Source organism: Bacillus cereus group sp. N11, from assembly GCF_016483605.1.
GTDB lineage: Bacteria > Bacillota > Bacilli > Bacillales > Bacillaceae_G > Bacillus_A > Bacillus_A toyonensis.
In genome coordinates this window covers 114,612-138,999 of record NZ_JAEHBN010000007.1, presented here as the reverse complement: position 1 = coordinate 138,999, position 24,388 = coordinate 114,612, and the positions used below count along the sequence as shown (strand labels likewise).

Sequence of the window (24,388 nt, the reverse complement as noted above, 5' to 3'; positions counted from 1 at the left end):
TCATTAACATAAATTTGTTAATGACTTTTTGTTTCTATAAAAAAACGTTCTAATCCTTCTTCCCATGAAGGCATTTGTAAAAAACCATTTAATCTTAGCATGTTATGTTGAAAGATAGAATATTTCGGCCTCGCAGCCTCCGATCCAAATTCTTCCGTTGAAACAGGTAATACATTCACATTCATATTTGCATAAGAAAATATTTTTTGTGCAAATTCAAACCAAGAACATGATCCTCTATTGGATACGTGATATGTACCGTATAAAGAAGTGTGAATGAGCTTATTAACCATCATATTTAAATCTGCCACGTACGTAGGAGAGCCAATTTGATCCGCTACAACGGTTATTTCATCTTTTTCTTTACCTAATCGCATCATCGTTTTCACAAAATTACTTCCATATTTACCATACAGCCACGATGTACGAACGATAAAATATTTATTATGTAACTCTTTGACGAACTGCTCCCCCGCATACTTAGAGGCCCCGTATATATTTATCGGCGCTGGATTATGAAATTCCCCATACCCATCCGGTCTTGCGCCCTGAAATACATAATCGGTACTAATGTAAACTAACTTAGCCCCTACTAATTGTGAAGCAACCGCTACATTTCGAGCTCCTATTGCATTTATTAAATAAGCAAGATCTTGTTCTTTCTCAGCACGGTCCACCTTCGTATAAGCTGCACAATGAATGATTATATGTGGTCTTATCTCTTGTACCACTTGTTGAACTCGGGATATGTTTGTTACATCTAGTAACTTTTTATCAAAAGGATATATGTCATATTCTTCAGGACTTAACTCTTCTTGCAGTTGCTTTCCTAACTGACCATTTGCTCCTGTTATGATAACCCGCTCTTTCATTTTCATGCCCCTTACTTTTCTTTTAGTGGTTTCCACCATTCTATATGATTTTCATACCATTCCACTGTTTCTTTTAGCCCTTGTTCAAACGTATACTGCGGTTCCCAATCAAACTCATTCTTCATTTTGTGTGCATCTATTGCATAACGACGATCATGACCTAAACGATCTGTAACAAATTCAATATCTTTTTCTGTTTTACCTAAGAGAGTAATAATTTGTTCCACAACATCTACATTTCTTTTTTCATTATTTCCGCCTATATTATATACTTCTCCTAAACGCCCCTTATGCAAAACGATGTCAATTGCACTGCAATGATCCTTTACATGTAACCAATCTCTTACATTTAATCCATCACCATATAACGGTAGTTTTTTTCCTTCCAGCGCATTCGTAACCATTAATGGAATTAATTTTTCGGGATATTGATACGGCCCATAGTTATTGGAACAACGCGTCACTATAACTGGTAATTTATATGTTTTATAATAAGATAAAGCTATCATGTCCGCGCTCGCCTTACTTGAAGAATACGGACTATTTGGAGCTAATGGGGTTTCCTCAGTAAACTTTCCTGTTTTCCCTAAAGAACCATATACTTCATCTGTTGATACTTGTACGAGCTTAATATGCGGATACTTTTTCACTAATTCTAATAAAGTGACTGTCCCGATTACGTTTGTATCATAAAAAGGGATCGGATCTTCAATGCTACGATCTACATGTGATTCAGCTGCGAAATTTACAACTACTTGCACGTCACGTTCCTTAATAACATGTTCCAGCAGCTCTCCATTTTGAATTTCCCCTTTTACAAAAAAGTAATTCGGATGATCTTGAAGAGACTTTACGTTACTTAAATTTCCGCTATATGTTAATGCATCGAAATTTATTATTTTATATGTTTCATAGCTTTGTAACATGTAATGGACAAAGTTACTTCCAATAAATCCGGCCCCACCTGTTACTAATATATTCATAAACAACTCTCCTACTCAAAAGCTATCTTCACATTCCTGAAGTAACGGTAATATTCGATCTTTATCAGACAAAATAGGACTTGTTACTGGCCATGGAATCGCTAATTCTTTATCGTTCCAAAGCACACCAGAGTCATGATTAGCACTATAATATTCATCTACTTTATACATAACAATAGTATGCGGGACAAGTGTACAAAAACCATGTGCAAATCCTTTTGGCACTAATAATTGCCTGTGGTTATCTGCGCTTAAAATATATCCTCTCCACCGTTTAAAGGTTGGTGAATCTCTTCGCAAATCAACGATAACATCATAGATTGCTCCTTGCATAACTTGAATAAGTTTCGTTTGTGCTTTCGGATTTTTTTGAAAGTGTAATCCCCGAATTGTTCCCGCTTCTGCTGAATAAGAAACATTATCCTGTACAAATGAATACGTAACCCCTAATGTTTCTAGCACCTTTTTATTATAACTTTCAGTAAAAAAGCCACGCTCATCTCCAAATAACCTCGGTTCTAACAATTTTGCATCGGTAAAGTTTGTTTCTATAACTTTCATATTCTCACCTATTCTCCGTTAAACTGTTTCCCAAAGTTCATATCCCGTGCTAACGTATTCGCCCTTTGAAGAGAAGCATGAGTTCCCGCATCCGTCCACCAACCGCTCATTTCATTATAAGTAAGTACTCCTCGTTTTAAATACCAATTATTTATATCTGTAATTTCAAGTTCTCCCCTTGCGGAAGGTTTTAATTCTTTTATATAGGAAAAGACTTTCGAATCATACAAATAAATTCCCGTAACAGCATAAGAGCTTTTCGGCTCTTTCGGCTTTTCTTCAATTTCAATTATTTTTCGGTTTTGAATATGCGCTACACCAAACCTTTCAGGATCTTCTACAGATTGCAATAGCACTTTCGCACCTTCTTTTTGCTTTGTAAACTCTTCAACATACGGATGAATATCATCTGAAAAAATATTATCTCCTAATATAACTACCATACGATCATTTCCGACGAAATCTTCACAAAGACCTAAAGCTTGTGCAATCCCGCCCGCTTTATCTTGCACCCGATACGTAAAAGACACGCCAAATTCGTGGCCACTTCCTAAAAAGCTAACGACATCTCCCATATGCTCTTTACCTGTAATTATCATAATATCTGTAATCCCACATTGTTTTAGCTTATATACTGCATGATAAATCATTGGATACCGTCCAACAGGAAGCAAATGTTTATTCGTGACTTTCGTAATTGGATATAGTCTCGATCCAGTTCCGCCCGCTAAAATAATCCCTTTCATCCTACATCTCTCCCTTATGATGGAGATAGTATATCTTTATACTGTTCTACAAACACTTTCCGATACTTCTCGTATGTATCGGCATCAAACTCATCTCCGTTATAATGAATACACCATAAATTTGCTTGATTAGGGATACCAATTAGATAGCCAGCCTTTTGAAACTCTAAAGACTGTGAAACGTCATAAAAGTGGAATCCTTGAAATAAATCTTCTCGCCACGGAATATCATACTGTGTTGCCATGAGTAAACCATCGATTGCCTGCACTGACATAAAAGATTGATTTCCATAAAACCCTTGATCTAAATTTAATAATTGATAATTCCGTCTTCTATACTCAATCACTTTCCCCACTAAATTTTTCCCTTCCCACCATATCCCGTTACTCGGTAAAAACTGAGCACCAGCGACTCCAATTAAACCAAGTTTTTCATTTTCTTTAAAAAGAGAAATAAGATTATAAAACATATCACGATTAATAAGGTACGTGTCTTGATGTATATATACTTTATACTTTGCTGGAAATGAAAGAGCACGGTTATATGCACTTGCCATACTTTTTGCATCTCGTATCGGGAAAATTTGCACAGCATAGCCAGGGGGAACAAAAATGTTTCTTATTTGCCTCTCGCATTGCTCGAAAAGCTTTTCATTATTTACACAAACAACGACTAATATTGTGTGATCTTTCATTTTGTAGCCCCTCTATTCTTCCTTATTCACATCTGACATATAGTTTTCTACAAATACTTTTCTATATTTTTCATAGTTTGTCATATTCACATCGAAATGATAATGAATACACCAAGCATCGCGCTGTACAGGTACACCGACTGTATATCCTGCTTTTTTAAATTCAAATGATTGAGACACATCATAAAAGTCAAATCCGTCAAATAAGTCTTCTCGCCACGGGATATCATATTGTGTTGCCATTAACAAACCGTCAATACATTCAACAGGAATAAACGTCTTTGATTCATGAAATGGTTGCTCTAAACTTGCCATATAAAACAAATCGTTCATATAACCAATGACTTTCCCGACAATCCCACGCCCTTCGTTCCATATACCAGTTGGAGGAACATATTGCGATCCAACCATCCCAATCATTCCAAGATGTTCATGTTCCTCAAATAATTGAATTAATCCGTATAAAAAGGCTGCGTTTATAATAAATACATCTTGGTGTAAATACACTTTATACTTCGCTGGATGTGAAATGGCTTGATTGTATCCGCTCGTCATGCTTTTTGCATTTCGAATCGGCATGAATTGTATAGTATATCCAGGAGGTACTGCCAATTTCAATATATGTCGCGCACATTGTGCATACAATTTCCGATCATTTATACATGTAACAAATAATATTGTTTTGTCTGCCGCACTCATAATTGTGATTTTTCTGCTTCAATAATATATTGAAATACAACCGTCTCAGCCATGAAGCCACTTCCAAGACGATACTTTTTACAAATTCCATATAACTCTTCAATAAGTGGCTCATATATTTTATGATCAACATATACACGATCTACTTTACTAATTGAATATCCAGCTTTTAAAAACAGTCTTAACATTTCATTAAAAGTAAAGAAACGAATATGCGTTTTATCTAACAGACCATACTCTGTATACGTCCAGTTTCCAGCGAGTAAGGGGGCTAACACCGAGATGTGAGCAACGTTCGGTATACTAGCTAAAATCACACCATTTTGTTTGATATATGGTTTCACTTTTTCTACCACAGCCCATGGATCAAACAAATGCTCTAATACGTCACCAAATATGACGCAATCAAATTGGCCCTCCTCATACGGCATATCCATTGTCTCTATATCGCCTAAAACAACATGATCTAGCTTTTCTTTTGCTTTTTCCGCTGCTTCTGAAAATGCCTCAATTCCTGATACACGTGTACCATTTTCTTTTATAGCCGCTCCTAATGCACCGCTCGAGCAACCAATATCAAGAACTTCTTTCCATTCCTTTTTTATATGCTTCAATAAATTTGGATTCGCTGCATTATAATAAAAATCAGATTTTTCTTCATATAAAGAACTTTTTTCCCGATTCATTTCACACGCTCCTTATGTAAATTGAATTTGAAATATACATCTCATATGAACAAAATACACTTTATAACCAATACCATCCCTGCCGATACTCTAATATATAGCCAATCTTTCATTATTAGAATCGTGACAAGTTATTTCCTAAAAATAGCATGCATTACACCTTATATTGTTTATCAAAAACACCTCGAAAATATTTACGGTTATACTCGATTGCAGCATTATTCGGAACATAAGAAGCTGCTAATTCATTGTAATAATAAGCTTTGTCTTGCTCCCCTAACTTGCTGTAGCAAATACACATTTGTAAATAAGGAAGCCATGTGTAGCTAGCTGGACTGTGAAACGGACTATCCTTTGCCAGCGGCACTTCCGTTGCTAATTTAAACCAAAATATCGCTTCATTATACTTTTGTTGATCCATATATATATATCCTATTCTTGTACAATTCTCTCCTCTAGGAACATCGTACCGAAACGATTTTGCACAAGCCTCAACTGCTTTCTCCCACAGTCCGAGCTTCGCATAACAATCCCCTAACTTACCACATGCATAGATTTTCTCTTCATACCATCCTTCATCTTGATTCAGAAATGTTTCATATAAAAGAACCGCATCATTGTATTTTTGATTATCCATAGATTCATTTGCATAATAAAACAAATCTCTCGGACTCAATTCTTCTCCAGCTGCTACAGCATTTTGAAAAATTTTCAAATTACGATCCGTTACTTCTTTTTCCTTTTTATGTGTAATAGCAATGTTGCTATTAAAAATTTCACCGGAAACCGCTAAATACTCATGTACTTTACCAAACCATTGAAACTGTTTTTCGCGCTTTACAAGCCGATACCTTCTTGTGCAATATAAAGGCTTCCCGTTAGAGTCCATTACGAGGTGATAAGACATCGAAACAGCATCCACATTAGAATCTAATTGGCCCTTTAATTGTTTCAATGCTTCTTGAGCATCTTCTAATAATACGTCATCTGCATCTAGCCATAATATATACTGTTGCGTCGCTTTTGAAAAAGCAAAATTTCTAGCCGCCGAAAAATCATCAATCCACTGGAAATCATATATATTAGGAGTATATTTCTCTACAATTTCTTTCGTTCGATCAACAGAACCTGTATCAACTACTACAATTTCATCAACAATTTCTTCAACCCCATCCAAACATCGAGCTATTGTCTTTTCCTCATCTCGGACTATCATACATAAACTAATTGTAATGCCTTGCTTGTTCAATATAATCACCTTCTTCCAACTCAATCATATGTTATACAAACGCGAAACTTTCCACATTTTTATATTGTTCAAGTTATTTTAGATTTCTTTTCAATAATTCAAATGTCCGTGTCATTTTCTTGCGATTTTGCATCTACTATATAATGAAAGCTTTATGGAGGTGAATTTATGTCAAATAATAATTATTCAGATGGCTTAAATCCTGATGAATCATTATCAGCTAGTGCATTTGATCCTAATCTTGTAGGTCCAACTTTACCACCAATACCACCGTTTACACTTCCAACCGGGCCAACTGGACCTACTGGGCCTACTGGACCTACTGGACCGACCGTACCTACTGGGCCGACTGGACCGACTGGGCCAACTGGACCGACTGGGCCAACTGGACCTACTGGGCCGACTGGACCTACTGGGCCGACTGGGCCGACTGGAGGTACTGGTGCAACTGGACCTACTGGGCCGACTGGAGGTACTGGCGTAACTGGACCTACTGGGCCAACTGGATCTACTGGCGCAACTGGATCCACTGGTGCGACTGGACCTACTGGGCCGACTGGACCTACTGGGCCATCTGGACCTACTGGGCCATCTGGATTAGGACTTCCAGCAGGATTGTATGCATTTAACTCTGCTACAGTTTCTTTAGCTCTTGGAATTAATGATCCTGTACCGTTTAACACGGTTGGATCTCAGTTTGGTACTGCAATTTCTCAATTGGACGCTGATACTTTCATCATAAGTGAAACTGGATTCTATAAAATTACTGTTATCGCATATACTGCAGCAGTAAGTTTATTAGGTAGCCTTGCAATTCAAGTTAATGGAGTTACTGTACCAGGTGCAGGCACAAGCTTAATCTCAGTTGGCGCACCTATCGTTATCCAAGCAATTACACAAATTACAATAACTCCATCAATGGTTGAAGCAGTTGTTACTGGAATTGGATTATCTCTAGCTCTTGGTACAAGTGCATCTATTATTATTGAGAAAATCGCTTAATCTTTTACTTAGCAGTAAAACTGATATTGGTTTTACTGCTTTTTCTATTTCGAATTCAATCATGAAATCTTTGCTATCTACATAATCATATTGTTGTATGACATTTTTCAGGAGGCATAAATATGGAAAATAAATCCGCTGTTCAGCTTTATCTCGAATTGCTAAAGAAGACAATTTTATTTGAAATATGGTTAGAATATGAGGAGTACTTACCTGCATCTCTACATATATCAAAAGAACTTCAATTCGAGCCAGTTACCGTACCACTCCCTTTATTCATTAAGCAATATGCCGAAAATCACAACTTAAAAATTGTAAAGCCAGATGTTTCAAAAAGTGAACGTCATGATGGACTGGATTGGCCAAGAGCAGCACATAGTATGATTGGCCGAGAACGTATGAATCAGTTACATGAGGCAATGGAAACCGTTGTTCGTGAAAATATAGAAGGAGATTTTATCGAAACAGGTGTATGGCGCGGAGGCTCTTGCATTTTTATGAATGGCTTTTTACAAGCCAATAACATTACGAATCGTAATATTTGGGTTGCAGATTCATTTGAAGGTTTGCCAGCACCAAATTTAGAACAATATCCGAAAGACTACGGTGATTATTTACACACATTCGATTATTTACGTGTTTCTTTAGAACAAGTACAAGAAAACTTTAAAAAATATGATTTATTAAATGATCAAGTAAAATTTTTAAAAGGCTGGTTTAAAGATACTTTACCAACAGCACCAATAGAAAAGATTGCAATTGCACGACTTGATGGGGATATGTATGAATCTACGATGGATGGTCTCGTGAACTTATACGATAAAGTTTCAACAGGTGGCTATATTATAATTGATGACTATGGACTACCAGCTTGTGCAGAAGCTGTGACGGACTTTAGAAATCAAAGAAACTTAAAAGCTCCTATTACTAAAATTGATATCTTTGGTGTATATTGGCGAAAAGAATAAGAGAAATTTTGATTATAAGGAGGTTCCATTCCTATTAATCTAATACTTGAATACATGAACCGTTTTAGGAATCTCCTTGTATGTAATAAGCGGTCACATCTTATCCTCTTTCGCTATCAAATAAAACTTTAATTTCTCCATACTCCTCGTTTTGAGGTGAGATTTGTCTGTAAATATCGAGATAATATGGATACTGTATTGGTTTGCCTTTTTACTACAAGGAAGGAGTGTATTTATGAGCGAACTTGAAAAAGAAATAAAATTACTCCCCCCTCCTGAACTCGTCCAATATGTAGGTGGCGATTTTGAAAAGGTCGGTAAAGAATTCCTAAAGCATTTCATTCAAATTGGGGCTTTAAAGTCAAACGAAAAAGTATTAGATGTAGGCTGTGGCGTCGGCCGAATGGCTGTTCCATTAATGAATTACTTAACTGATGATGGAGCGTATTATGGATTTGATTTATTTAAAGAAGGTATCACTTGGTGTAAAAATAATATTACAACTACCCGTAATAATTTTCATTTTGAACACGTTGACATATACAATCAATTTTACAATCCAGAAGGAAAAGAAGATGCCTCTCACTATAAGTTTCCATATGAAGACGCGACATTCGATTTCATCTTTTTAACTTCTGTATTTACGCACCTTCTCCCAACAGAATTAGAACATTACGTATCTGAGATTGCACGTGTATTAAAAAAAGACGGGAGATGTTTTATTACGTTCTTTTTAATAAACCCTGAGTCATCCTATTATTTAAATGCAGGACTAAGTACGTTAGGATTTTATCATCAAATTGAAAATTGTTATGTCGTAAATAAAGATATTCCTAATTTCGCAGTTGCTTATCCTGAAACAGATATTTGCGCTTTATTGAATAAATATGGCTTAGAGGTAATGAATAAACCACACTATGGTTTATGGTGCGGCCGACATGAATATACAAGTTATCAAGATATTGTTCTTACAAAAAAAAGCTTCTGAAAGGAAGTTACGTATGACAAATGAAAAAAATCTACCTCTTGTTTCCATCCTTATTCCCACCTATAATAGACCACATTATTTCAAAATCGCTTTAGAAAGTGCTTTGGCACAAACTTATCCAAACATTGAAGTTATTGTAGGAGACGATAGTACGAATGATGAAACTGAAAAATTAATGCATGAAAAATACTTACTAAACCATTCCCATATAACATATATCCGGAATAGTACTACTTTAGGACAATTCCATAATGACCTCATGCTCTTAGAACAGTCTAGTGGCGAATACATAAACTTCTTAATGGACGATGACTTATTCCATAGTAATAAAATTGAGAAAATGATGTTCTATTTCCAACAAGACTTAAATCAAAAACTCGCACTTATTACATCATATCGCACTTGGATTGATGAAAATGGAGATATAATTGAAAACCATCCCGCTGTAAATAGATTGTATAGCGAAGATACCCTGCTAAGTGGGATAGATTTTGGAAACCATATGCTTTTATCTGGACAGAATATTATTGGTGAACCTACGACTGTACTCTTTCGAAGGCGACTATTAACAGAACCTTTTGGTACTCTAAATGAAAGGAACTATTGTTGTAGTGTTGATATGGCCTCTTGGATGGGTTTACTTTCAAAAGGTGATGCATTTTATATCACTGAACCTTTAAGTTCCTTTCGCTTTCATGATGGACAGCAAGTACACCATAAATTACTTGAAGGATCTGAAGATTTTTCACATCTCGTTTTAACCTCAAAAAAGTATGGTTTCTTACAAGATTTCAATGATTATAGAACTAGTCTGCTCAAAGCCTATGAGTGGTGTATGGGTGCATTCGAGTTTTATAAACAATACCCCAATCTCATTCCAGATGCACATATACGTCTTTCTCGTTGTTTAAATATAATTATAAAAGAGCTAAATCCACGATAGCTTTGCATAAGGGAGGAGCTATTCCTCCCTATTATGTATGACTTTACATAAATAGTGGAATAAATGTATGGACAGTCTGCTTATATTACTTTTAGAATGACGTCATCAACATATTTACTAGGCGATAGAAAGGATTACATACAGTGAAAGATACGAATTCTCAATATCAAATAGACTACGTATTACTATTCATTTTATTTGCCATTGGGACTGTTAGTTGCTTTGCTATTGCAAGTGCGCAAACCTCTTTACCACCATTTTTACAAAATGTAAATTTTGCACTCAAGCAAATACAATGGTACTTCATTGGATTTGTCGCTATTAGTGTTATTATGATTATCGATTTCGATCGGTATCAAAAAATTGCTTGGTATTTATATAGCTTTGCAATGATATTACTTATCGGGCTAGAACTTCAGGTTCCAGGTGCCGTTACAATTAAAGGGGCTACCGCTTGGTACAGGCTCCCAGGCATCGGAAATTTTCAACCTTCAGAAATTATGAAATTATTTTTAATTATCGTCATTGGACGAATTATAGCTAATCATAACGAAAAATATTTTTTTCGAACACCTCGTGAAGATTTTATCTTACTCGGAAAAATATTCGCAACGAGTTTGCCACCGCTACTACTTATTGCAAAAGAACCTGATTTAGGAAACACAATGGTAATTTCAGCGATGCTGGCAGCAATGATACTAGTTTCCGGTATACGTTGGCGCTTTATTTTCGGATTAGTCTCCGTTATTTTCACAGCAGGTGTTACCTTAACGTATATTTATATTGCTCATACAGAATTCTTTAAGGAGTATATCTTAAAAGAATACCAATTAAACCGCTTCTATGGTTGGCTGGCCCCTTACGAATATGACGCGCAAGGCTATCAATTAAGACAAGCTTTTTTAGCTACTGGATCAGGAGAAATGCAAGGAAAAGGTTGGGAAAATGGACAAGTATACTTTCCAGAACCACATACAGATTTTATTTTCACTAATGTCGCTGAGCAATTCGGATTTTTAGGCGCAAGTGTCATTATTGCACTTTTTTTCCTACTTATTTTCCGCATGATTCATATCGCTTTAGAAAGTAATGACCCTTTCGGTAGTTACATCTGCGCTGGTACAATCGGAATGTTTACTTTTCAAGTATTTCAAAATATCGGGATGACAATCGGATTACTACCTATTACAGGAATCACATTACCCCTTATGAGCTACGGAGGAAGTTCGTTGCTTACATACATGATTGCAATTGGATTTATTTTAAACGTTCGCTCACGAACGAAAGTTTTTATGTTTAAATAAATCGTGCAAAAAACGATATTTTTATCTCTATCCTTTTTTAGTTATACTAATGAAAAATAGGCTGGAGGTTTACATATGAAATATGACATTATAGGTGACATTCATGGCTGCTTCCAAGAGTTTCAAAACTTAACGACGAAACTAGGATATAAATGGAATAGTGGCATGCCAGTTCATCCCGACGAGCGAAAGCTGGCATTCGTTGGTGATATTACAGACCGTGGCCCTCATTCATTACATATGATTGAACTTGTATGGGAACTTGTCATACATAAAAAAGAGGCTTATTACGCTCCTGGAAATCACTGTAATAAGCTGTACCGATTTTTCCTCGGACGTAATGTGACAATCGCTCACGGACTTGAAACAACTGCTGCTGAATACGAAGCACTATCTTTTCAAAAACAGCAAATCATAAAAGAAAAGTTCATCACCCTTTATGAAAATTCCCCTTTATATCACGTGCTCGATGAGAAAAGGTTAATTGTATGTCACGCTGGCATTCGGAAAGATTACATCGGAAGGCAAGATAAAAAAGTACAAACGTTTGTATTATATGGCGATATTACAGGTGAAAAACATGATGATGGCTCTCCTGTCCGTCGAGACTGGGCGAAAGAATATAAGGGCGACGCTTGGATTATATATGGACATACACCAGTAAAAGAACCTCGTTTTGTAAATCATACAGTCAATATCGATACTGGCGCTGTATTTGGAGGTAAACTAACTGGATTACGTTATCCTGAAATGGAGACCGTTTCTGTCCCTTCTTCCCTTCCTTTTGTCCCTGAGAAATTCCGCCCAATTTCATAATCCTCTCTACTTCGTACAATTCACGAATAACGAGAGATTATCATATTTTCTAGATGTATCCTATATAAATCTAGGTAAAGCAATTAAAAAAAGATGCAATAAAGTGCATCTTTTTTTAATTGCACGACATATAATGTCGCAGGAGGTGACAGAATGAAGAAAAAATCTTCTAAACAAAAAAGAAAATTCCACCCTTTATATCAGCCCATGTATGGAATTAACAACTGGTGCGGCATTCGAGCTGCAGCTATAGAAGAACTAGAAGAACAAGAGTCATCAAAAAAGAGCAAAGCTAAAACAAAATATGTCTCTTTAGAAAATGCTGTAATGAGTCGCATAATCAATCGTAGAAAAGTAAAGATGCAACAAAAAAATAAACATCTCTCTCATCACGATGAACAAATACTGCATTCTGAAGAAAAACAGGAAAATACGGAAGAGAACATTCCTGTAGCAATAAATAAAAAAATACAACCAGAAATTCCAACCGATATTATAAACCAAGTAAAAAAAATAAAAGAAGCATTAACTCCATCAAATAATATACAAACAGAAAAAACGATCATAATTCAGACTCCTGCACCTGAAAATACGAAAGTAAAAAAAGAAGGCCGATATTCACATGCAGAGGGGCTTCACTCTCATGCAGAGGGTACAGTTTCACATGCAGAAGGACTTCTTACACACGCAAAAGCAACTTGCTCCCATGCAGAAGGATCGAAAACAAAAGCAACTGGACATAGTTCGCATAGTGAAGGAAGTGAAACGACAGCAGGCGGCTCTTATTCTCACGCGGAAGGTAAACATACGATTGCTTTAGGCGAAGCAGCACACGCAGAAGGAACCGCAACTATCGCTAATGGATTCTCTTCTCATGCGGAAGGTAATCATACATCAACAGCTCATTTTGCAGGAAGCCATATTATGGGTCGATTCGGCACGGCCGAAGAAGCCTATTCTTGGTTTATTGCAAATGGAACAAACGATACCGATCATAATATCGGTGCTAAATGGCTTGCTCATAATGGAGAAATGTACATTGAGGGTGCTTCTTACAATGCAGGCGGAACGGATTTTGCACAAATGTTTGAAACCGCGGACCATAAAGCTATTGATGTCGGTTATTTCGTTACATTTAGTAGCGAAGAAAAAATTCGGATAGCTACTTCAAACGATTCTTTCATTTTAGGAATATCTAGTGCAACCCCCGCTATTATAGGAAATAGTGGTGCTTTAAGTTGGCAAAAGCGCTATAAAACAGATAACTTTGGAAAGCGTCAATATGTACGTACAGAAACACAAGAAATACAACCACTTTTAAATACAGAATGGGATCCAGCTTGCAAATATATAGCAAGAAAAGACCGTTCTGGTTGGCTTCCTGTCGGATTAATTGGACAAATGTTAGTACGTGATGATGGCACTTGCGAACCGCATGGATATTGTCGTCCAAATGATGACGGCATTGCTACAAAAGCGGAAAGTGGATTTTTCGTTATTAAGCGTACGGATGATAATCAAATTTTAATATTATTCCGCTAAGAAAAAAGGGACCAAAATTCTTCATTACATAAGAATTTTGGTCCCTTTTTAAGCGTGCATTAATAACTGCTGCATATCGCTTGGAATCGTCGTAGCAAAAGACAGTTCCTTTTCTAAAATAGGATGATAAAACGCCAAAGATGTACTGTGAAGTGCTTGTCGTTTCATTTCATCCCTTCTTCCTCCATATAAGTCATCACCAAGTAACGGATGTCCTATATGAGCCATATGCACGCGGATTTGATGCGTTCTTCCTGTCTCAAGTTCAAGAGATACATGCGTCTTTTGCGAGGAACTATGAATCACTCTAAAATGAGTAACTGCCCTCTGTCCATCCTCACAAACTGTTCGTTCAATGATGCTATCTGATTTTCTACCAATCGGTGCATCAATCGTTCCTTCACGTTTTATCATCTCTCCATGAACAATTGCTTCATACGTTCGTTTCACAGCTTTTTGTTGATGTTGTTTCGATAAAAGATGATGTACGAAACGATTTTTTGCAATAAGCATGAGTCCTGACGTATCACGATCCAACCTTGTTACAATGTGCACCGTACTGGCAAGATGCTGCTTATCATAATAAGACAAAAGCGCGTTAGCAACACTTCCCTCTGGATGTTCTCTAGACGGAATCGTTGACATGTTCGCTTCTTTATTGATGACAAGAACTGCATCATCTTCATATACAATGCATAGTGGGATATCTTCCGCAATCATCCCTTCACTTCTTTCTTCCACTGGAAAAAAAACACGTAATTGTTCCCCCGCTTGTAGTTGATGACGAACGCTTGCATATTGACCATTTACTTCAATGGCTCCGCCATGAAATTTTATATCCGTTAAAGCAGCTTTAGAAATCCCTTTTGTTTTCAAAAATTCTCTAACTAAAGTTCCCTCTTCAGCTGACTCTATATCCCATTTCAATGTAAATCTGTTCAATATATAAACCCCTTCTATTTATCTGCAACAAACGAGTCACGGACACGTTTCCAAAATGGGAACGGGCGGAAACGAACAAATCGCACTTTCTCGTTTGCAACGCGATACTGGATTGATTTCACATCTTGATGAACCATCGTTAAATGGTCCACCGTAATTTGTAAGTTCATCCCTGGAGCCGGCTTCAACACACATGTATGATGCTTCGGCAATACAAGCGGCGAGCCTACAGTACGAAACACACGGTTGTTAATGGATGCCATTTCTGCAATTTGAATTGCTTCAATAGAAGGGTGAATAATTGCACCGCCAAGTGCTTTATTATAGGCAGTACTTCCTGAAGGAGTTGAGATACATAGACCATCCCCGCGGAATGTTTCAAAGTACTCTCCCCGTATTTCCACTTCTGTTACTAATGTGCCCTCTGCACTTTTTACAGTCGCTTCATTCATCGCTAAATACTGTGACTCTTTACTTCCATTCACATAGCGAATAATCACTTCTAAAAGCGGATATTCCACCACTTGGAATGGCGTTTTAGCAATCGCAATTACTAATTTCTCTACTTCTGTCGGTAACCAATCTGCATAGAAACCTAAATGCCCTGTATGTACACCAACAAATGCTGTTTCATCCAATCGATTATAATAACGATGAAACGCATATAAAAGCGTTCCATCTCCCCCAACAGAAATTACAATATCGGGTTCCTTTTCATCCATAATGAATCCAAAATCTAGCAAGTACTCTTTCATCGTGCTTGCTAGTGTATCTGATGATTGATCTCCCTTTGACATAATTGTAAATTTCATCGCCAACACCCTTTAGTTTATGATTCGGAATCTTTCGTTTCTTGCTTTCTTGAAAAAGCCTTTTGTGCTTCTTGAATTTCAAGACGAATAGAAGACATTTCTTCATCCAATAAAAACGCCGCTTCCGCTGCACGTTGCAAGCGTATTTTAATATCTTCAGGGAAACGCCCACTATATTTATAATTCAAAGAATGCTCAATCGTTGCCCAAAAGTTCATTGCTAGCGTGCGTATTTGGATTTCTACCAATACTTTTTGTTCCCCTTGAATCGTTTGAACAGGATAACTAATAACAACGTGATAAGAGCGATAACCGCTATCTTTCTTTTGCGTAACATAATCACGCTCTTCCACGATTTCAAAGTCATTTCGTTTTCGGAGATATTCTACAACAGGCTTAATCTCATCAACAAATTGACACATCATTCGAAGGCCCGCGATATCCTGCATATCTTCTCTGAGCCGGTCTAGCGGTACATTTCTCTTCTCCGCTTTATCAATGATACTTGCAACCGACTTTACCCTTCCTGTTACAAACTCAATTGGAGAATGCTCTGTTAACATTGCAAATTGAGTACGCATTCCTTTTAGTTTCACTTTCAGCTCTGCCACCGCTTGATGGTAAGGTGCTAAAAATTCTTCCCAATTTCGATTCATTTCAACCACCACCAAAATCAATCCATTTGCTTATAGAAATACTTTTTCTACAGCAGTTACTAGTTCTTCTCCGTAATTTGCATTACCTTCAATATTTTCAACTAAATATTCTACTTCTTCTTTTAAACCTTCTAATTCCATTTCAACATCATTCACTTGAATAAACATCGCTGTATCTTTATTCATTGCTTCACGCATTGCTTCCCAGCATGTATGCGGAATACTTACATATATGAAAGATGATTCGTTTTCTAAGATATATAAAAATGATAAATTGTCTGAGTCTACAAGTACGTGATTACGCGCACTTAACTCCTTTACCTCTATTTCAGTATTTTCCGCACAAAAAATAAGCGCATTCTCTCTCATTTCTACGCTCTTTACTTGAATTTTATTTTGCATGCTCGAACTCCTCCATCTCAACTTCCTGTCTTACTTAACAGTATTATTGTATCATAACATGGACGCAAACAAATAAAACATTGAACCAAATTTGTGAAAAAGCGATAATGTGTAAAGAATTATTTTTCAAAAGGAGCGCATACAATGACACAAGAAATTGAAATTGAATTTAAAAATATCGTTACAGAAGAAGAATTCCAATCATTATGCAAATCTTTTTCTATTGAAGCTTTCACGAAACAAGTGAATCACTACTTTGAAACGCCCGACTTTTCATTAAAAGAAGCTGGTTCTGCACTTCGTATTCGTCATAAAGGGGAAACTTATACATTAACGTTAAAACAACCTGCAGAAATCGGCTTGTTAGAAACGCATCAAGTTGTAACCGAGGCCGAAGCAAAAATGATGATGGAAACAAACACAATCATTCAAGGTGCTGTAGTAGACCAACTACACAAATTACAAATTCCTGTTTCCGCTTTAACTTATATGGGCAGTTTAACAACTGAAAGAGCTGAAACATTATTTGAAGGCGGAACGCTTGTCTTTGATCATAGTTTCTATTACAATCACGATGATTATGAAATTGAATATGAAGTGCAAGACGAAGAAACAGGAAAAGCTGCATTTATTCATTTGTTAACACAGCATAACGTACCAGTTCGCCATACAAATAACAAAGTAAAACGCTTTTTCCTTGCCAAACAAAACAAAGCACGCTAAAGTGAAAATTCCACTAGTGAATCCGTTCTACTAGTGGATACATCTCACTTCTTAAAAAGTAAAAGGTTCATTTACACCTGTAGAAGAAGCAAAAAATGTTAGGAAGGCTGTTTATTTGCCCTCTCGAACATTCCATTGCTACAATAGATATACATTTCATGGAAAAAGGAGTTTATAAAGGATGAGCAAGCAACCGATGACACCATTTGAAGCAATTGGCGGTGAACAATGCATTGCAATATTAGTAGACACATTTTATTCCTATGTCAGTAAACACCCTGACTTATCTCCCATCTTCCCGGATGATTTAACAGAAACAGCTAGGAAGCAAAAACAATTTTTAACACAATATTTAGGTGGTCCTAATTTGTACACTGAAGAACATGGTCATCCTATGTTAAGAGCACGCCATCTTCCGTTTGAGATTACGCCAAAACGAGCAGAGGCTTGGCTATCATGTATGGATCAAGCAATGGATGACACAGGAGTACACGGTCATATAAGAGAGTTCGTTTTTGAACGTTTAGCATTAACTGCTCAGCATATGGTTAATACTCCAAACGAAACAGGTGAAATATAATGGATAAACAGGAAGCAAAGCATATCAATATGCCATCTCCTTCCGCATGTGAGCATAAGTCTGTAGAAGCATATTTATTTATTGATCCACTTTGTAAAGATTGCTGGGAAATTGAACCCTTTATTATTAAACTATGGCTTGAATACGGGAAATACTTCTCTATTCGTCATATTGTAACTGGAAAAGTGGACGGAACGAACGCTTCCTCACACAAATGGAATAAACCTGCTAATATTCGATTTGTGTGGGAAAAGACAACAAGTTTACAAGGTTTTTCATGTGATGGAAAAGTACATATGCAAGAGGCATCATCAACACCATATTTAGTTTCGATGGCAATTAAGGCAGCGGAGTTACAAGGCCGAAAAGCAGGTTCGAAGTTTTTGCGAAAACTCCAAGAATACATTTTCCTTGAAAATGTATCAAACCCTGACTGCGAATTATTGCTTGCATGTGCAAAAGATAGCAATATTGATGTAGAAGAATTTAAAAAAGATCTACATTCCGCCAGCGCAAAAAAAGCTTTCCAATGTGACTTAAAATTCACAAATGAAATGCATATTACAGAAATACCTTCCCTCGTCTTTTTTCATGCGAACTCAGATGAAGAAGGTATTAAAATCGCTGGAACTTATTCCTATGATGTATACGTACAATTATTAAAAGAGCTCGTAAAATGTGAAATCGAGCCAGAACCATTACCGCCTTTAGAAATGTTACTAGAAGCAACGCAATTTATATCTTCAAAAGAAGTAGCATTTATATATGACTGCTCGCAACAAGAGATCGAGCGCGAACTAAAAAAATTACAACTGAAACGCAAAGTACAAATGATTGACGTAAAATGTGAGCGTTATTGGAAATGGATAGCAATAGAAAAAGACCTGGTGTAAACACCAGGTCTTTTTCTTTACGGCTTATAAAAATATTAAAGGGGATGGGAGAAATTTTCACGTTCAAACAAAGGGGTATATGTTTGTATGTGAATTCGTTCACGCTTATTATATTACAAGATTCGACGTCAGATGACAACCCCTTTTGTCGAATTTCACACTTTTGTCACATTCTAAACGTTTTCATTTTTGAATAAGCTATATAAAAGCCCTTTAGGAGGTGTTTTTCATAAAGAAATCCTATATTTTACTAATTTTTTCATGTGTCCTTGTTTCTTTTTTCTTGTACATTCTCTCTCTATTACAAGCTTTTCCTAAAATTATCGCCTTTCCTCTTTTATTCGGAGTCATCGTCATCGCTCTCTCTTATTTCAACCATAGAAAACGATTTAAAGGATTTTGAATTCAAAAATTAACTATAAAACTGTCTTCAAATTTAGAAATAGTAAGGAAAACCGATTTTTATTTCGACAAATATCGACAAATTGTATTTTTAAACAAAAAAGACGAGGATAAAATCCCTCGTCTTTTCTCATTACTTTTCTTCAAATAATAACGCTTCTAATTCATTTAATTTCTCTTCAAATACTTGTAGTGCCTCTTTCACTGGTTCAGGAGATGCCATATCAACTCCTGCTTTTTTCAGCACTTCAATTGGATAATCAGAGCTTCCTGCTTTTAAGAATTCATTAATGTAACGTTCTACCGCTGGTTGCCCTTCTTCTAAAATCTGTTTAGATAGAGCCGTTGCTGCACTAAATCCTGTTGCATATTGGTATACGTAATAGTTGTAGTAGAAGTGCGGAATGCGAGACCATTCTAACCCAATTTCTTCGTCGATTACTAAAGCGTCACCGAAATATTTCTTATTTAAGTCGTAGTAGATCTCCGTTAACATATCTGGCGTAACAGCATGTCCTTCTTGTACTTTCTTATGAATAATATGCTCAAACTCTGCGAACATCGTTTGACGGAATACAGTACCACGGAATCCTTCTAAATAATGATTTAATAAATATAGGCGCTCTTTTTTATCTTCTGTCGTTTTTAATAAATAATCATTTAGAAGCGCTTCATTACAAGTTGACGCTACCTCTGCAACGAAGATTGAATAATCACCGTATACGTGCGGCTGTGTCTTTCTTGTGTAATAACTATGCACAGAATGACCAAACTCATGAGCAAGTGTAAATAAATTATTTACATTATCATGCCAGTTCATTAAAATATAAGGATTTGTTCCGTATGCACCAGATGAATATGCTCCGCTTCGTTTTCCTTTATTCTCATACACATCTACCCAGCGATTTTCATATGCTTCTTTCAAAATTTCAACATACTCATCACCAAGTACGTTTAAAGATTTTAATAACATGTCTTGTGCTTCTTCATATTTCACATTCATTTTCACTTCTTGTACAAGTGGTGTATATAAATCGTACATATGAAGTTCATCAAGTCCTAGCGCACGCTTTCGAATATCGATGTAACGGTGCAATAAATGTAAGTGATCATTTACCGTTTCAACGAGTTGATCGTAAACTGCTTCAGGAATATTATTATTGCTCAATGCAGCTTGGCGAGCAGAGTCATATTTACGAATACGTGCATTGAAATTATTACGTTTCACTGCTCCGCTTAACGTACTTGCAAATGTGTTCTTAAATTTCCCATACGTTTCAAATACAGCTTTGAATGCATCTTCGCGAACACGACGATCATCACTTTCTAAAAACTGAATGTAACGACCATGCGTAATTTCTATTTCTTCTCCGTCCTCGCCTTTAATAGACGGGAATTTCAAATCCGCATTATTCAACATACCAAATGTATTACTTGATGAACTCATTACTTCAGATGCTTCCGCTAATAAAGCTTCCTCAGCCTCAGATAATACGTGTGGACGTTGACGTGTAATTTCTTCTAATGCATGTTCATATACACTTAAGTCTCTATTTTCTTTTAAAAATGCTTGTAGTGTATCTTCTGAAATAGATAAAATTTCAGGTACGATATACGCTGTGCTACTAGATACTTGTGAATATAAATTCGTCGCACGATCATTTAAAGCTTGATACACAGAGTTTGTTGTATCTTGATCGTAACGCATATGAGCATATGTATATAGCTTACCTAGTCGCATTGAAATTTCATCTTCATATTGCAGTGCCTCAAGTAAGTTGTTCGCAGAGTCACCAAGCTTCCCTTTAAATTCAGTTAACTGCGGTAGTAACTCTTTAATCGCTTGAAATTCTTTTTCCCATTCTGCATCTGTTTGGAAAATATCTTCTAATCGCCACGTACTTGCTTCTTCAATCTCATTGCGATCTGGTAATGTTTTTGCTTTATTTTGTTCAGACATTCTGTAAGCCCTCCTTTAAATATCTCTACTTAAGTACAATTCTGTTTTTCTTATGTAATTCCTTCACGTTCATTCTTTATTATATCCCCTTTTTCTTCTCCCATGTTGAACTTTGTCTCAAATAGAGATAGCGCATAAGTTAGGCAAATCTCATCATATTTCCTAACTTCCTCCTCCGTCTGTAACATAACTATATTCCTCATTTTTCGGTACGTATAAGTTCCTACTTTACGCAACACGCCTACAAAACATAAAAAAGTCATATATTCAGTAACCGCTACTTTCCATATATGTTGTGAAAAGTACGGAAGTAAGCGCCTTTTCGTATATTTTTTTACATAACTACACACATATTGAAGGGAAATACAATTCCCTACCGCAAGCTTTTCTATACACTTCATGTATAGAAAAGCTTGCCATGTAAATGGATTTGTTTGAAAAGCAAATGAAGACGGGAGTGGAACACCAATTTCAGAAGGAAAGCTCGCTGGAGTACATTTAAATTGATATAAGAGGCGTAATAGTGACTTATGATTATAATTCCAAATAGACAGGGCATTTTGCCGAAAGTAGTCCTTTCGCTTCTTCCATTCCTGTCCTAATATTTCTTTCCGGAAAGGAACAGGGGAAAAGAGTAACTCAAAAGTAGTTGTATCGTTTGGTAAATACATAATATGTGAGAAAGAGACGTTTGTAGAAAACGGAGTGATAAAGGCACATTTCATAAATGATTTTTGTTTCGGACAAAAGAAAATAAGAAATGGCTGAGGATAAGATTGTAAGGAGAAAGCCAGAAGCGAGGAAAATTTCATCCAATATGCAGCTTGCTTTTTTAATTGATTTCCACCAATGATCCAGATGACCTGAATGCCCGCTTGCCAATACGAGTATGTTCGTTTAGAAAGTTGTTCTATGGAGAGATTGGCGCATTGATATTCAATCGCAATTTCCCTACCTGCTCTCTCTACGAAAATATCTGGTCTTTGCTGGATTTTTGGAAGGTAACGCTCTATATCCACATGGAAATTTTGACGTTTCAACCATCTATATAGCAATTCTTTACCGTGCATATGATATATAGATTCTGCTTCATAAAAAGCAAGGCATGACTCCACTTTCTTATGAGCAAAATGCCAACTTTTTTGTTTCCCTAATTTCATTTGCACTTCCTTTCCACAAGCTATACAAAAGAAACGCTCCCTTTTACGCATACGTTGTAAAAGCTCTTCATTTCGATTATAGAGTAGATGAATTTTCTCTCCGTTTTCTCTTTTAGCGATAAACATTATAATCACACCCTTTCAGCTCCTTATATTCTACAATTTATTACAAATCCCTTTTAAAAAAGAGATGTCCCAATTTCGGACATCTCTTTTTATAATAAAGGTGATAATAATCGATATGTCGATTCAACAATTCGTCTATGAAGACGTCTTTTATGAAAACGATCGACATGAATTTCACTTGATTCTTCTAAATCATCTTTAAAGTCTTGAACGAGTTTTCGAATGCTATCTGTATCATATAAAAAGGCATTCACTTCAAAGTTCAAATGAAAACTTCTCATATCCATATTTGCTGTCCCAATTGAAGCTAAATCAGAATCAACGATGACAACTTTACTATGAAGAAAACCTTTTTCGTATTCATATATCTTTACTCCTGCATCTAAAAGCTCAGGGAAATATGATCTTGATGCATAAAAGACAGTGCGCTTATCAGGCTTACTCGGCATTAATAAACGAACATCAATACCAGCAAGTGCCGCTACCTTTAATGCAGATAAAATATCATCATCCGGAATGAAATACGGTGTTGCAATCCAAATAGATTTCCGAGCAGAAGAGATCATTGCAAAATATAAATGTTTAATCGTTTCCCATTTATTATCTGGTCCACCTGCAATTAGCTGAACTCCGCCCCAATGATCACCTTCAACTGCTTTTGCCTGTAAATATTCTGGAGCCAGCACTGCCTCACCAGTCATATAAAACCAATCTTGAAGGAAAATAAGCTGTAAACTTTGAACAGCCTCACCACGCAAATATAAATGTGTGTCTCGCCAAAAACCGAAATATTTATCCTTCCCTAAATATTCATCTCCAATATTTAACCCACCTACAAACCCTTCATTTCCATCAATAACAACGATTTTCCGGTGGTTTCGATAATTAATCTTATCGTTTAAAATTGGAAAGCGCACAGGAAAGAACGGAATCATTTCGACACCTGCGTCATTTAATTCTTCAATATACGAATTCGATAACCTAAAACTTCCAACCGCATCATATAAAAACCGAACGACTACGCCTTCTTTTGATTTTTGTATTAAAATATCTTTAATTTCTGTTCCAAGCTTATCATCACGCACAATGTAATATTCCATATGAATGTGGTGTTTCGCTCGTTTTAATCCATCTAAAATGGCCTGAAACGTTTCATCCCCATTTGTTAATGTTCTCGTTTCCGTTTGAAATGAAATATTTAAAGCACCTAAGCGGTCCGCTAAACGAAATAACAGCTCTTGATGCTTATGATTACGTAACATCCGTTCTTCATAATCTTCATGCCCCTTATATTGTAAAAACGCCTGTTCATCCAGTAACGCCTTCTTTTGGAACATTCTCTTTCTCCGAAAGTTTTGTCCAAATAATAAATAAGCGAAGAATCCAAATACCGGAAAAATACCTAACACAATGAGCCATGTAAGTGTTTTAGACGGGTGACGGTTTTCTAAAAAAATAACGCAGCCAATTAAAAATGCAGATACCGTAAATAAAATACTAATAATACCTAAAATCGAAACATCTTTTATCCCAATTACATCCGAATAAAATGCTACATCAATAAACATACGTAACGAAACAAATAATGCGAACAATAGTAGAACAAAGAAAATCAACTTTAACGTATTTTTCATCTCTTACCTCCTTACTAAGAAAGCTTTCCTATTCTTCATATAAA

The 24,388-nt window shown here is 36.2% G+C and carries 25 protein-coding genes; 10 read left to right on the top strand and 15 right to left on the bottom strand.

Annotated features, from left to right (window positions below):
- Nucleotides 1–17: 17 nt before the first annotated feature.
- The 8 genes from rfbD to JDS98_RS13460 all read right to left on the bottom strand — a co-directional run bounded on the left by rfbD (nucleotide 18) and on the right by JDS98_RS13460 (nucleotide 6,494).
- Complete coding sequence (gene rfbD, locus JDS98_RS13495; RefSeq protein ID WP_000664678.1) at nucleotides 18–872, bottom strand: dTDP-4-dehydrorhamnose reductase; 855 nt, start codon at nucleotides 870–872, stop codon at nucleotides 18–20.
- 11 nt (nucleotides 873–883) lie between these two features.
- Entirely contained in the window at nucleotides 884–1,855 is a 972-nt protein-coding gene (gene rfbB / locus JDS98_RS13490) for a dTDP-glucose 4,6-dehydratase (RefSeq protein ID WP_199633971.1), read from the bottom strand.
- Nucleotides 1,856–1,870: 15 nt separating this feature from the next.
- Entirely contained in the window at nucleotides 1,871–2,416 is a 546-nt protein-coding gene (rfbC, locus tag JDS98_RS13485) for a dTDP-4-dehydrorhamnose 3,5-epimerase (protein WP_097957184.1), read from the bottom strand.
- Between the two features lie 8 nt (nucleotides 2,417–2,424).
- Complete coding sequence (locus tag JDS98_RS13480; RefSeq protein ID WP_000676183.1) at nucleotides 2,425–3,162, bottom strand: sugar phosphate nucleotidyltransferase; 738 nt, start codon at nucleotides 3,160–3,162, stop codon at nucleotides 2,425–2,427.
- A 14-nt stretch (nucleotides 3,163–3,176) separates the two neighbouring features.
- Entirely contained in the window at nucleotides 3,177–3,857 is a 681-nt protein-coding gene (locus tag JDS98_RS13475) for a glycosyltransferase family protein (RefSeq protein ID WP_000651532.1), read from the bottom strand.
- A gap of 12 nt (nucleotides 3,858–3,869) precedes the next feature.
- Nucleotides 3,870–4,556: a glycosyltransferase family protein gene (locus tag JDS98_RS13470; protein ID WP_001271193.1), complete on the bottom strand. Its 687-nt coding sequence runs from the start codon at nucleotides 4,554–4,556 to the stop codon at nucleotides 3,870–3,872.
- The gene (locus JDS98_RS13465) at nucleotides 4,553–5,242 is read right to left on the bottom strand and encodes a class I SAM-dependent methyltransferase (protein WP_001078421.1); all 690 of its coding nucleotides are present in this window, start codon (nucleotides 5,240–5,242) and stop codon (nucleotides 4,553–4,555) included. The genes JDS98_RS13470 and JDS98_RS13465 overlap by 4 nt, the downstream gene beginning before the upstream one ends.
- Nucleotides 5,243–5,396: 154 nt before the next feature.
- Nucleotides 5,397–6,494 carry a glycosyltransferase gene (locus tag JDS98_RS13460; protein WP_199633997.1) on the bottom strand — a complete coding sequence of 366 codons (1,098 nt, stop codon included), beginning with the start codon at nucleotides 6,492–6,494 and terminating at the stop codon, nucleotides 5,397–5,399.
- A 165-nt stretch (nucleotides 6,495–6,659) separates the two neighbouring features.
- Between JDS98_RS13460 and JDS98_RS13455 the strand changes: the two genes are divergently transcribed.
- The 7 genes from JDS98_RS13455 (at nucleotide 6,660) to JDS98_RS13425 (ending at nucleotide 14,054) form a co-directional block, all read left to right on the top strand.
- Complete coding sequence (locus JDS98_RS13455) at nucleotides 6,660–7,493, top strand: BclA C-terminal domain-containing protein (protein WP_199633970.1); 834 nt, start codon at nucleotides 6,660–6,662, stop codon at nucleotides 7,491–7,493.
- A 122-nt stretch (nucleotides 7,494–7,615) separates the two neighbouring features.
- On the top strand, nucleotides 7,616–8,461 hold the full coding sequence (locus JDS98_RS13450) for a TylF/MycF family methyltransferase (RefSeq protein ID WP_016108015.1): 846 nt from the start codon (nucleotides 7,616–7,618) through the stop codon (nucleotides 8,459–8,461).
- A 235-nt stretch (nucleotides 8,462–8,696) separates the two neighbouring features.
- A complete protein-coding gene (locus JDS98_RS13445) occupies nucleotides 8,697–9,449 on the top strand; it encodes a class I SAM-dependent methyltransferase (RefSeq protein ID WP_001292084.1) in 753 nt (250 codons plus the stop codon).
- Between the two features lie 13 nt (nucleotides 9,450–9,462).
- Entirely contained in the window at nucleotides 9,463–10,392 is a 930-nt protein-coding gene (locus JDS98_RS13440) for a glycosyltransferase family 2 protein (RefSeq protein ID WP_016108013.1), read from the top strand.
- A gap of 143 nt (nucleotides 10,393–10,535) precedes the next feature.
- Nucleotides 10,536–11,696: an FtsW/RodA/SpoVE family cell cycle protein gene (locus tag JDS98_RS13435; RefSeq protein WP_000655682.1), complete on the top strand. Its 1,161-nt coding sequence runs from the start codon at nucleotides 10,536–10,538 to the stop codon at nucleotides 11,694–11,696.
- A 75-nt stretch (nucleotides 11,697–11,771) separates the two neighbouring features.
- On the top strand, nucleotides 11,772–12,512 hold the full coding sequence (gene prpE, locus JDS98_RS13430; RefSeq protein ID WP_000872707.1) for a bis(5'-nucleosyl)-tetraphosphatase PrpE: 741 nt from the start codon (nucleotides 11,772–11,774) through the stop codon (nucleotides 12,510–12,512).
- A gap of 153 nt (nucleotides 12,513–12,665) precedes the next feature.
- Entirely contained in the window at nucleotides 12,666–14,054 is a 1,389-nt protein-coding gene (locus JDS98_RS13425) for a peptidase G2 autoproteolytic cleavage domain-containing protein (protein WP_000730504.1), read from the top strand.
- A 48-nt stretch (nucleotides 14,055–14,102) separates the two neighbouring features.
- On the opposite strand, the gene JDS98_RS13420 is transcribed toward JDS98_RS13425, so the two are convergent.
- The 4 genes from JDS98_RS13420 to JDS98_RS13405 are packed head-to-tail and all read right to left on the bottom strand — an operon-like array spanning nucleotide 14,103 to nucleotide 16,866.
- Complete coding sequence (locus JDS98_RS13420; protein WP_199633969.1) at nucleotides 14,103–14,996, bottom strand: RluA family pseudouridine synthase; 894 nt, start codon at nucleotides 14,994–14,996, stop codon at nucleotides 14,103–14,105.
- A 14-nt stretch (nucleotides 14,997–15,010) separates the two neighbouring features.
- On the bottom strand, nucleotides 15,011–15,808 hold the full coding sequence (locus tag JDS98_RS13415) for an NAD kinase (RefSeq protein ID WP_000673191.1): 798 nt from the start codon (nucleotides 15,806–15,808) through the stop codon (nucleotides 15,011–15,013).
- A gap of 17 nt (nucleotides 15,809–15,825) precedes the next feature.
- Entirely contained in the window at nucleotides 15,826–16,464 is a 639-nt protein-coding gene (gene yjbM, locus JDS98_RS13410; protein ID WP_001081482.1) for a GTP diphosphokinase, read from the bottom strand.
- 30 nt (nucleotides 16,465–16,494) lie between these two features.
- Nucleotides 16,495–16,866, bottom strand: coding sequence for a UPF0738 family protein (locus JDS98_RS13405; RefSeq protein WP_001180013.1), 372 nt, complete (start codon nucleotides 16,864–16,866; stop codon nucleotides 16,495–16,497).
- 144 nt (nucleotides 16,867–17,010) lie between these two features.
- Here JDS98_RS13405 and JDS98_RS13400 point away from each other — a divergent pair, with 144 nt between their 5' ends.
- From JDS98_RS13400 to JDS98_RS13390, 3 genes are all read left to right on the top strand, one after another.
- Nucleotides 17,011–17,589 (top strand): CYTH domain-containing protein, encoded by a 579-nt coding sequence (locus tag JDS98_RS13400; RefSeq protein ID WP_000191111.1) that lies wholly within the window; start codon nucleotides 17,011–17,013, stop codon nucleotides 17,587–17,589.
- A gap of 181 nt (nucleotides 17,590–17,770) precedes the next feature.
- Nucleotides 17,771–18,169 carry a globin domain-containing protein gene (locus tag JDS98_RS13395; RefSeq protein ID WP_098911379.1) on the top strand — a complete coding sequence of 133 codons (399 nt, stop codon included), beginning with the start codon at nucleotides 17,771–17,773 and terminating at the stop codon, nucleotides 18,167–18,169.
- A complete protein-coding gene (locus JDS98_RS13390; RefSeq protein ID WP_000360648.1) occupies nucleotides 18,169–19,062 on the top strand; it encodes a ClpXP adapter SpxH family protein in 894 nt (297 codons plus the stop codon). Before JDS98_RS13395 ends, JDS98_RS13390 begins: the two co-directional genes overlap by 1 nt.
- A gap of 535 nt (nucleotides 19,063–19,597) precedes the next feature.
- Here JDS98_RS13390 and pepF read toward each other — a convergent pair.
- From pepF to JDS98_RS13375, 3 genes are all read right to left on the bottom strand, one after another.
- Nucleotides 19,598–21,424: an oligoendopeptidase F gene (gene pepF, locus JDS98_RS13385; protein WP_000003362.1), complete on the bottom strand. Its 1,827-nt coding sequence runs from the start codon at nucleotides 21,422–21,424 to the stop codon at nucleotides 19,598–19,600.
- A gap of 50 nt (nucleotides 21,425–21,474) precedes the next feature.
- Nucleotides 21,475–22,719 carry a competence protein CoiA gene (locus tag JDS98_RS13380; protein ID WP_002093814.1) on the bottom strand — a complete coding sequence of 415 codons (1,245 nt, stop codon included), beginning with the start codon at nucleotides 22,717–22,719 and terminating at the stop codon, nucleotides 21,475–21,477.
- An 80-nt stretch (nucleotides 22,720–22,799) separates the two neighbouring features.
- Nucleotides 22,800–24,344 (bottom strand): cardiolipin synthase, encoded by a 1,545-nt coding sequence (locus tag JDS98_RS13375; RefSeq protein WP_000799211.1) that lies wholly within the window; start codon nucleotides 24,342–24,344, stop codon nucleotides 22,800–22,802.
- Nucleotides 24,345–24,388 lie beyond the last annotated feature (44 nt).

Bases quoted from the DNA above. Each gene is read 5' to 3' on its own strand.
- rfbD (WP_000664678.1), bottom strand. From the start codon at position 872: ATGAAAGAGCGGGTTATCATAACAGGAGCAAATGGTCAGTTAGGAAAG.
- rfbB (WP_199633971.1), bottom strand. From the start codon at position 1,855: ATGAATATATTAGTAACAGGTGGGGCCGGATTTATTGGAAGTAACTTT.
- rfbC (WP_097957184.1), bottom strand. From the start codon at position 2,416: ATGAAAGTTATAGAAACAAACTTTACCGATGCAAAATTGTTAGAACCG.
- JDS98_RS13480 (WP_000676183.1), bottom strand. From the start codon at position 3,162: ATGAAAGGGATTATTTTAGCGGGCGGAACTGGATCGAGACTATATCCA.
- JDS98_RS13475 (WP_000651532.1), bottom strand. From the start codon at position 3,857: ATGAAAGATCACACAATATTAGTCGTTGTTTGTGTAAATAATGAAAAG.
- JDS98_RS13470 (WP_001271193.1), bottom strand. From the start codon at position 4,556: ATGAGTGCGGCAGACAAAACAATATTATTTGTTACATGTATAAATGAT.
- JDS98_RS13465 (WP_001078421.1), bottom strand. From the start codon at position 5,242: ATGAATCGGGAAAAAAGTTCTTTATATGAAGAAAAATCTGATTTTTAT.
- JDS98_RS13455 (WP_199633970.1), top strand. From the start codon at position 6,660: ATGTCAAATAATAATTATTCAGATGGCTTAAATCCTGATGAATCATTA.
- JDS98_RS13450 (WP_016108015.1), top strand. From the start codon at position 7,616: ATGGAAAATAAATCCGCTGTTCAGCTTTATCTCGAATTGCTAAAGAAG.
- JDS98_RS13445 (WP_001292084.1), top strand. From the start codon at position 8,697: ATGAGCGAACTTGAAAAAGAAATAAAATTACTCCCCCCTCCTGAACTC.
- JDS98_RS13440 (WP_016108013.1), top strand. From the start codon at position 9,463: ATGACAAATGAAAAAAATCTACCTCTTGTTTCCATCCTTATTCCCACC.
- prpE (WP_000872707.1), top strand. From the start codon at position 11,772: ATGAAATATGACATTATAGGTGACATTCATGGCTGCTTCCAAGAGTTT.
- JDS98_RS13425 (WP_000730504.1), top strand. From the start codon at position 12,666: ATGAAGAAAAAATCTTCTAAACAAAAAAGAAAATTCCACCCTTTATAT.
- JDS98_RS13415 (WP_000673191.1), bottom strand. From the start codon at position 15,808: ATGAAATTTACAATTATGTCAAAGGGAGATCAATCATCAGATACACTA.
- yjbM (WP_001081482.1), bottom strand. From the start codon at position 16,464: ATGAATCGAAATTGGGAAGAATTTTTAGCACCTTACCATCAAGCGGTG.
- JDS98_RS13405 (WP_001180013.1), bottom strand. From the start codon at position 16,866: ATGCAAAATAAAATTCAAGTAAAGAGCGTAGAAATGAGAGAGAATGCG.
- JDS98_RS13400 (WP_000191111.1), top strand. From the start codon at position 17,011: ATGACACAAGAAATTGAAATTGAATTTAAAAATATCGTTACAGAAGAA.
- JDS98_RS13395 (WP_098911379.1), top strand. From the start codon at position 17,771: ATGAGCAAGCAACCGATGACACCATTTGAAGCAATTGGCGGTGAACAA.
- JDS98_RS13390 (WP_000360648.1), top strand. From the start codon at position 18,169: ATGGATAAACAGGAAGCAAAGCATATCAATATGCCATCTCCTTCCGCA.
- pepF (WP_000003362.1), bottom strand. From the start codon at position 21,424: ATGTCTGAACAAAATAAAGCAAAAACATTACCAGATCGCAATGAGATT.
- JDS98_RS13375 (WP_000799211.1), bottom strand. From the start codon at position 24,344: ATGAAAAATACGTTAAAGTTGATTTTCTTTGTTCTACTATTGTTCGCA.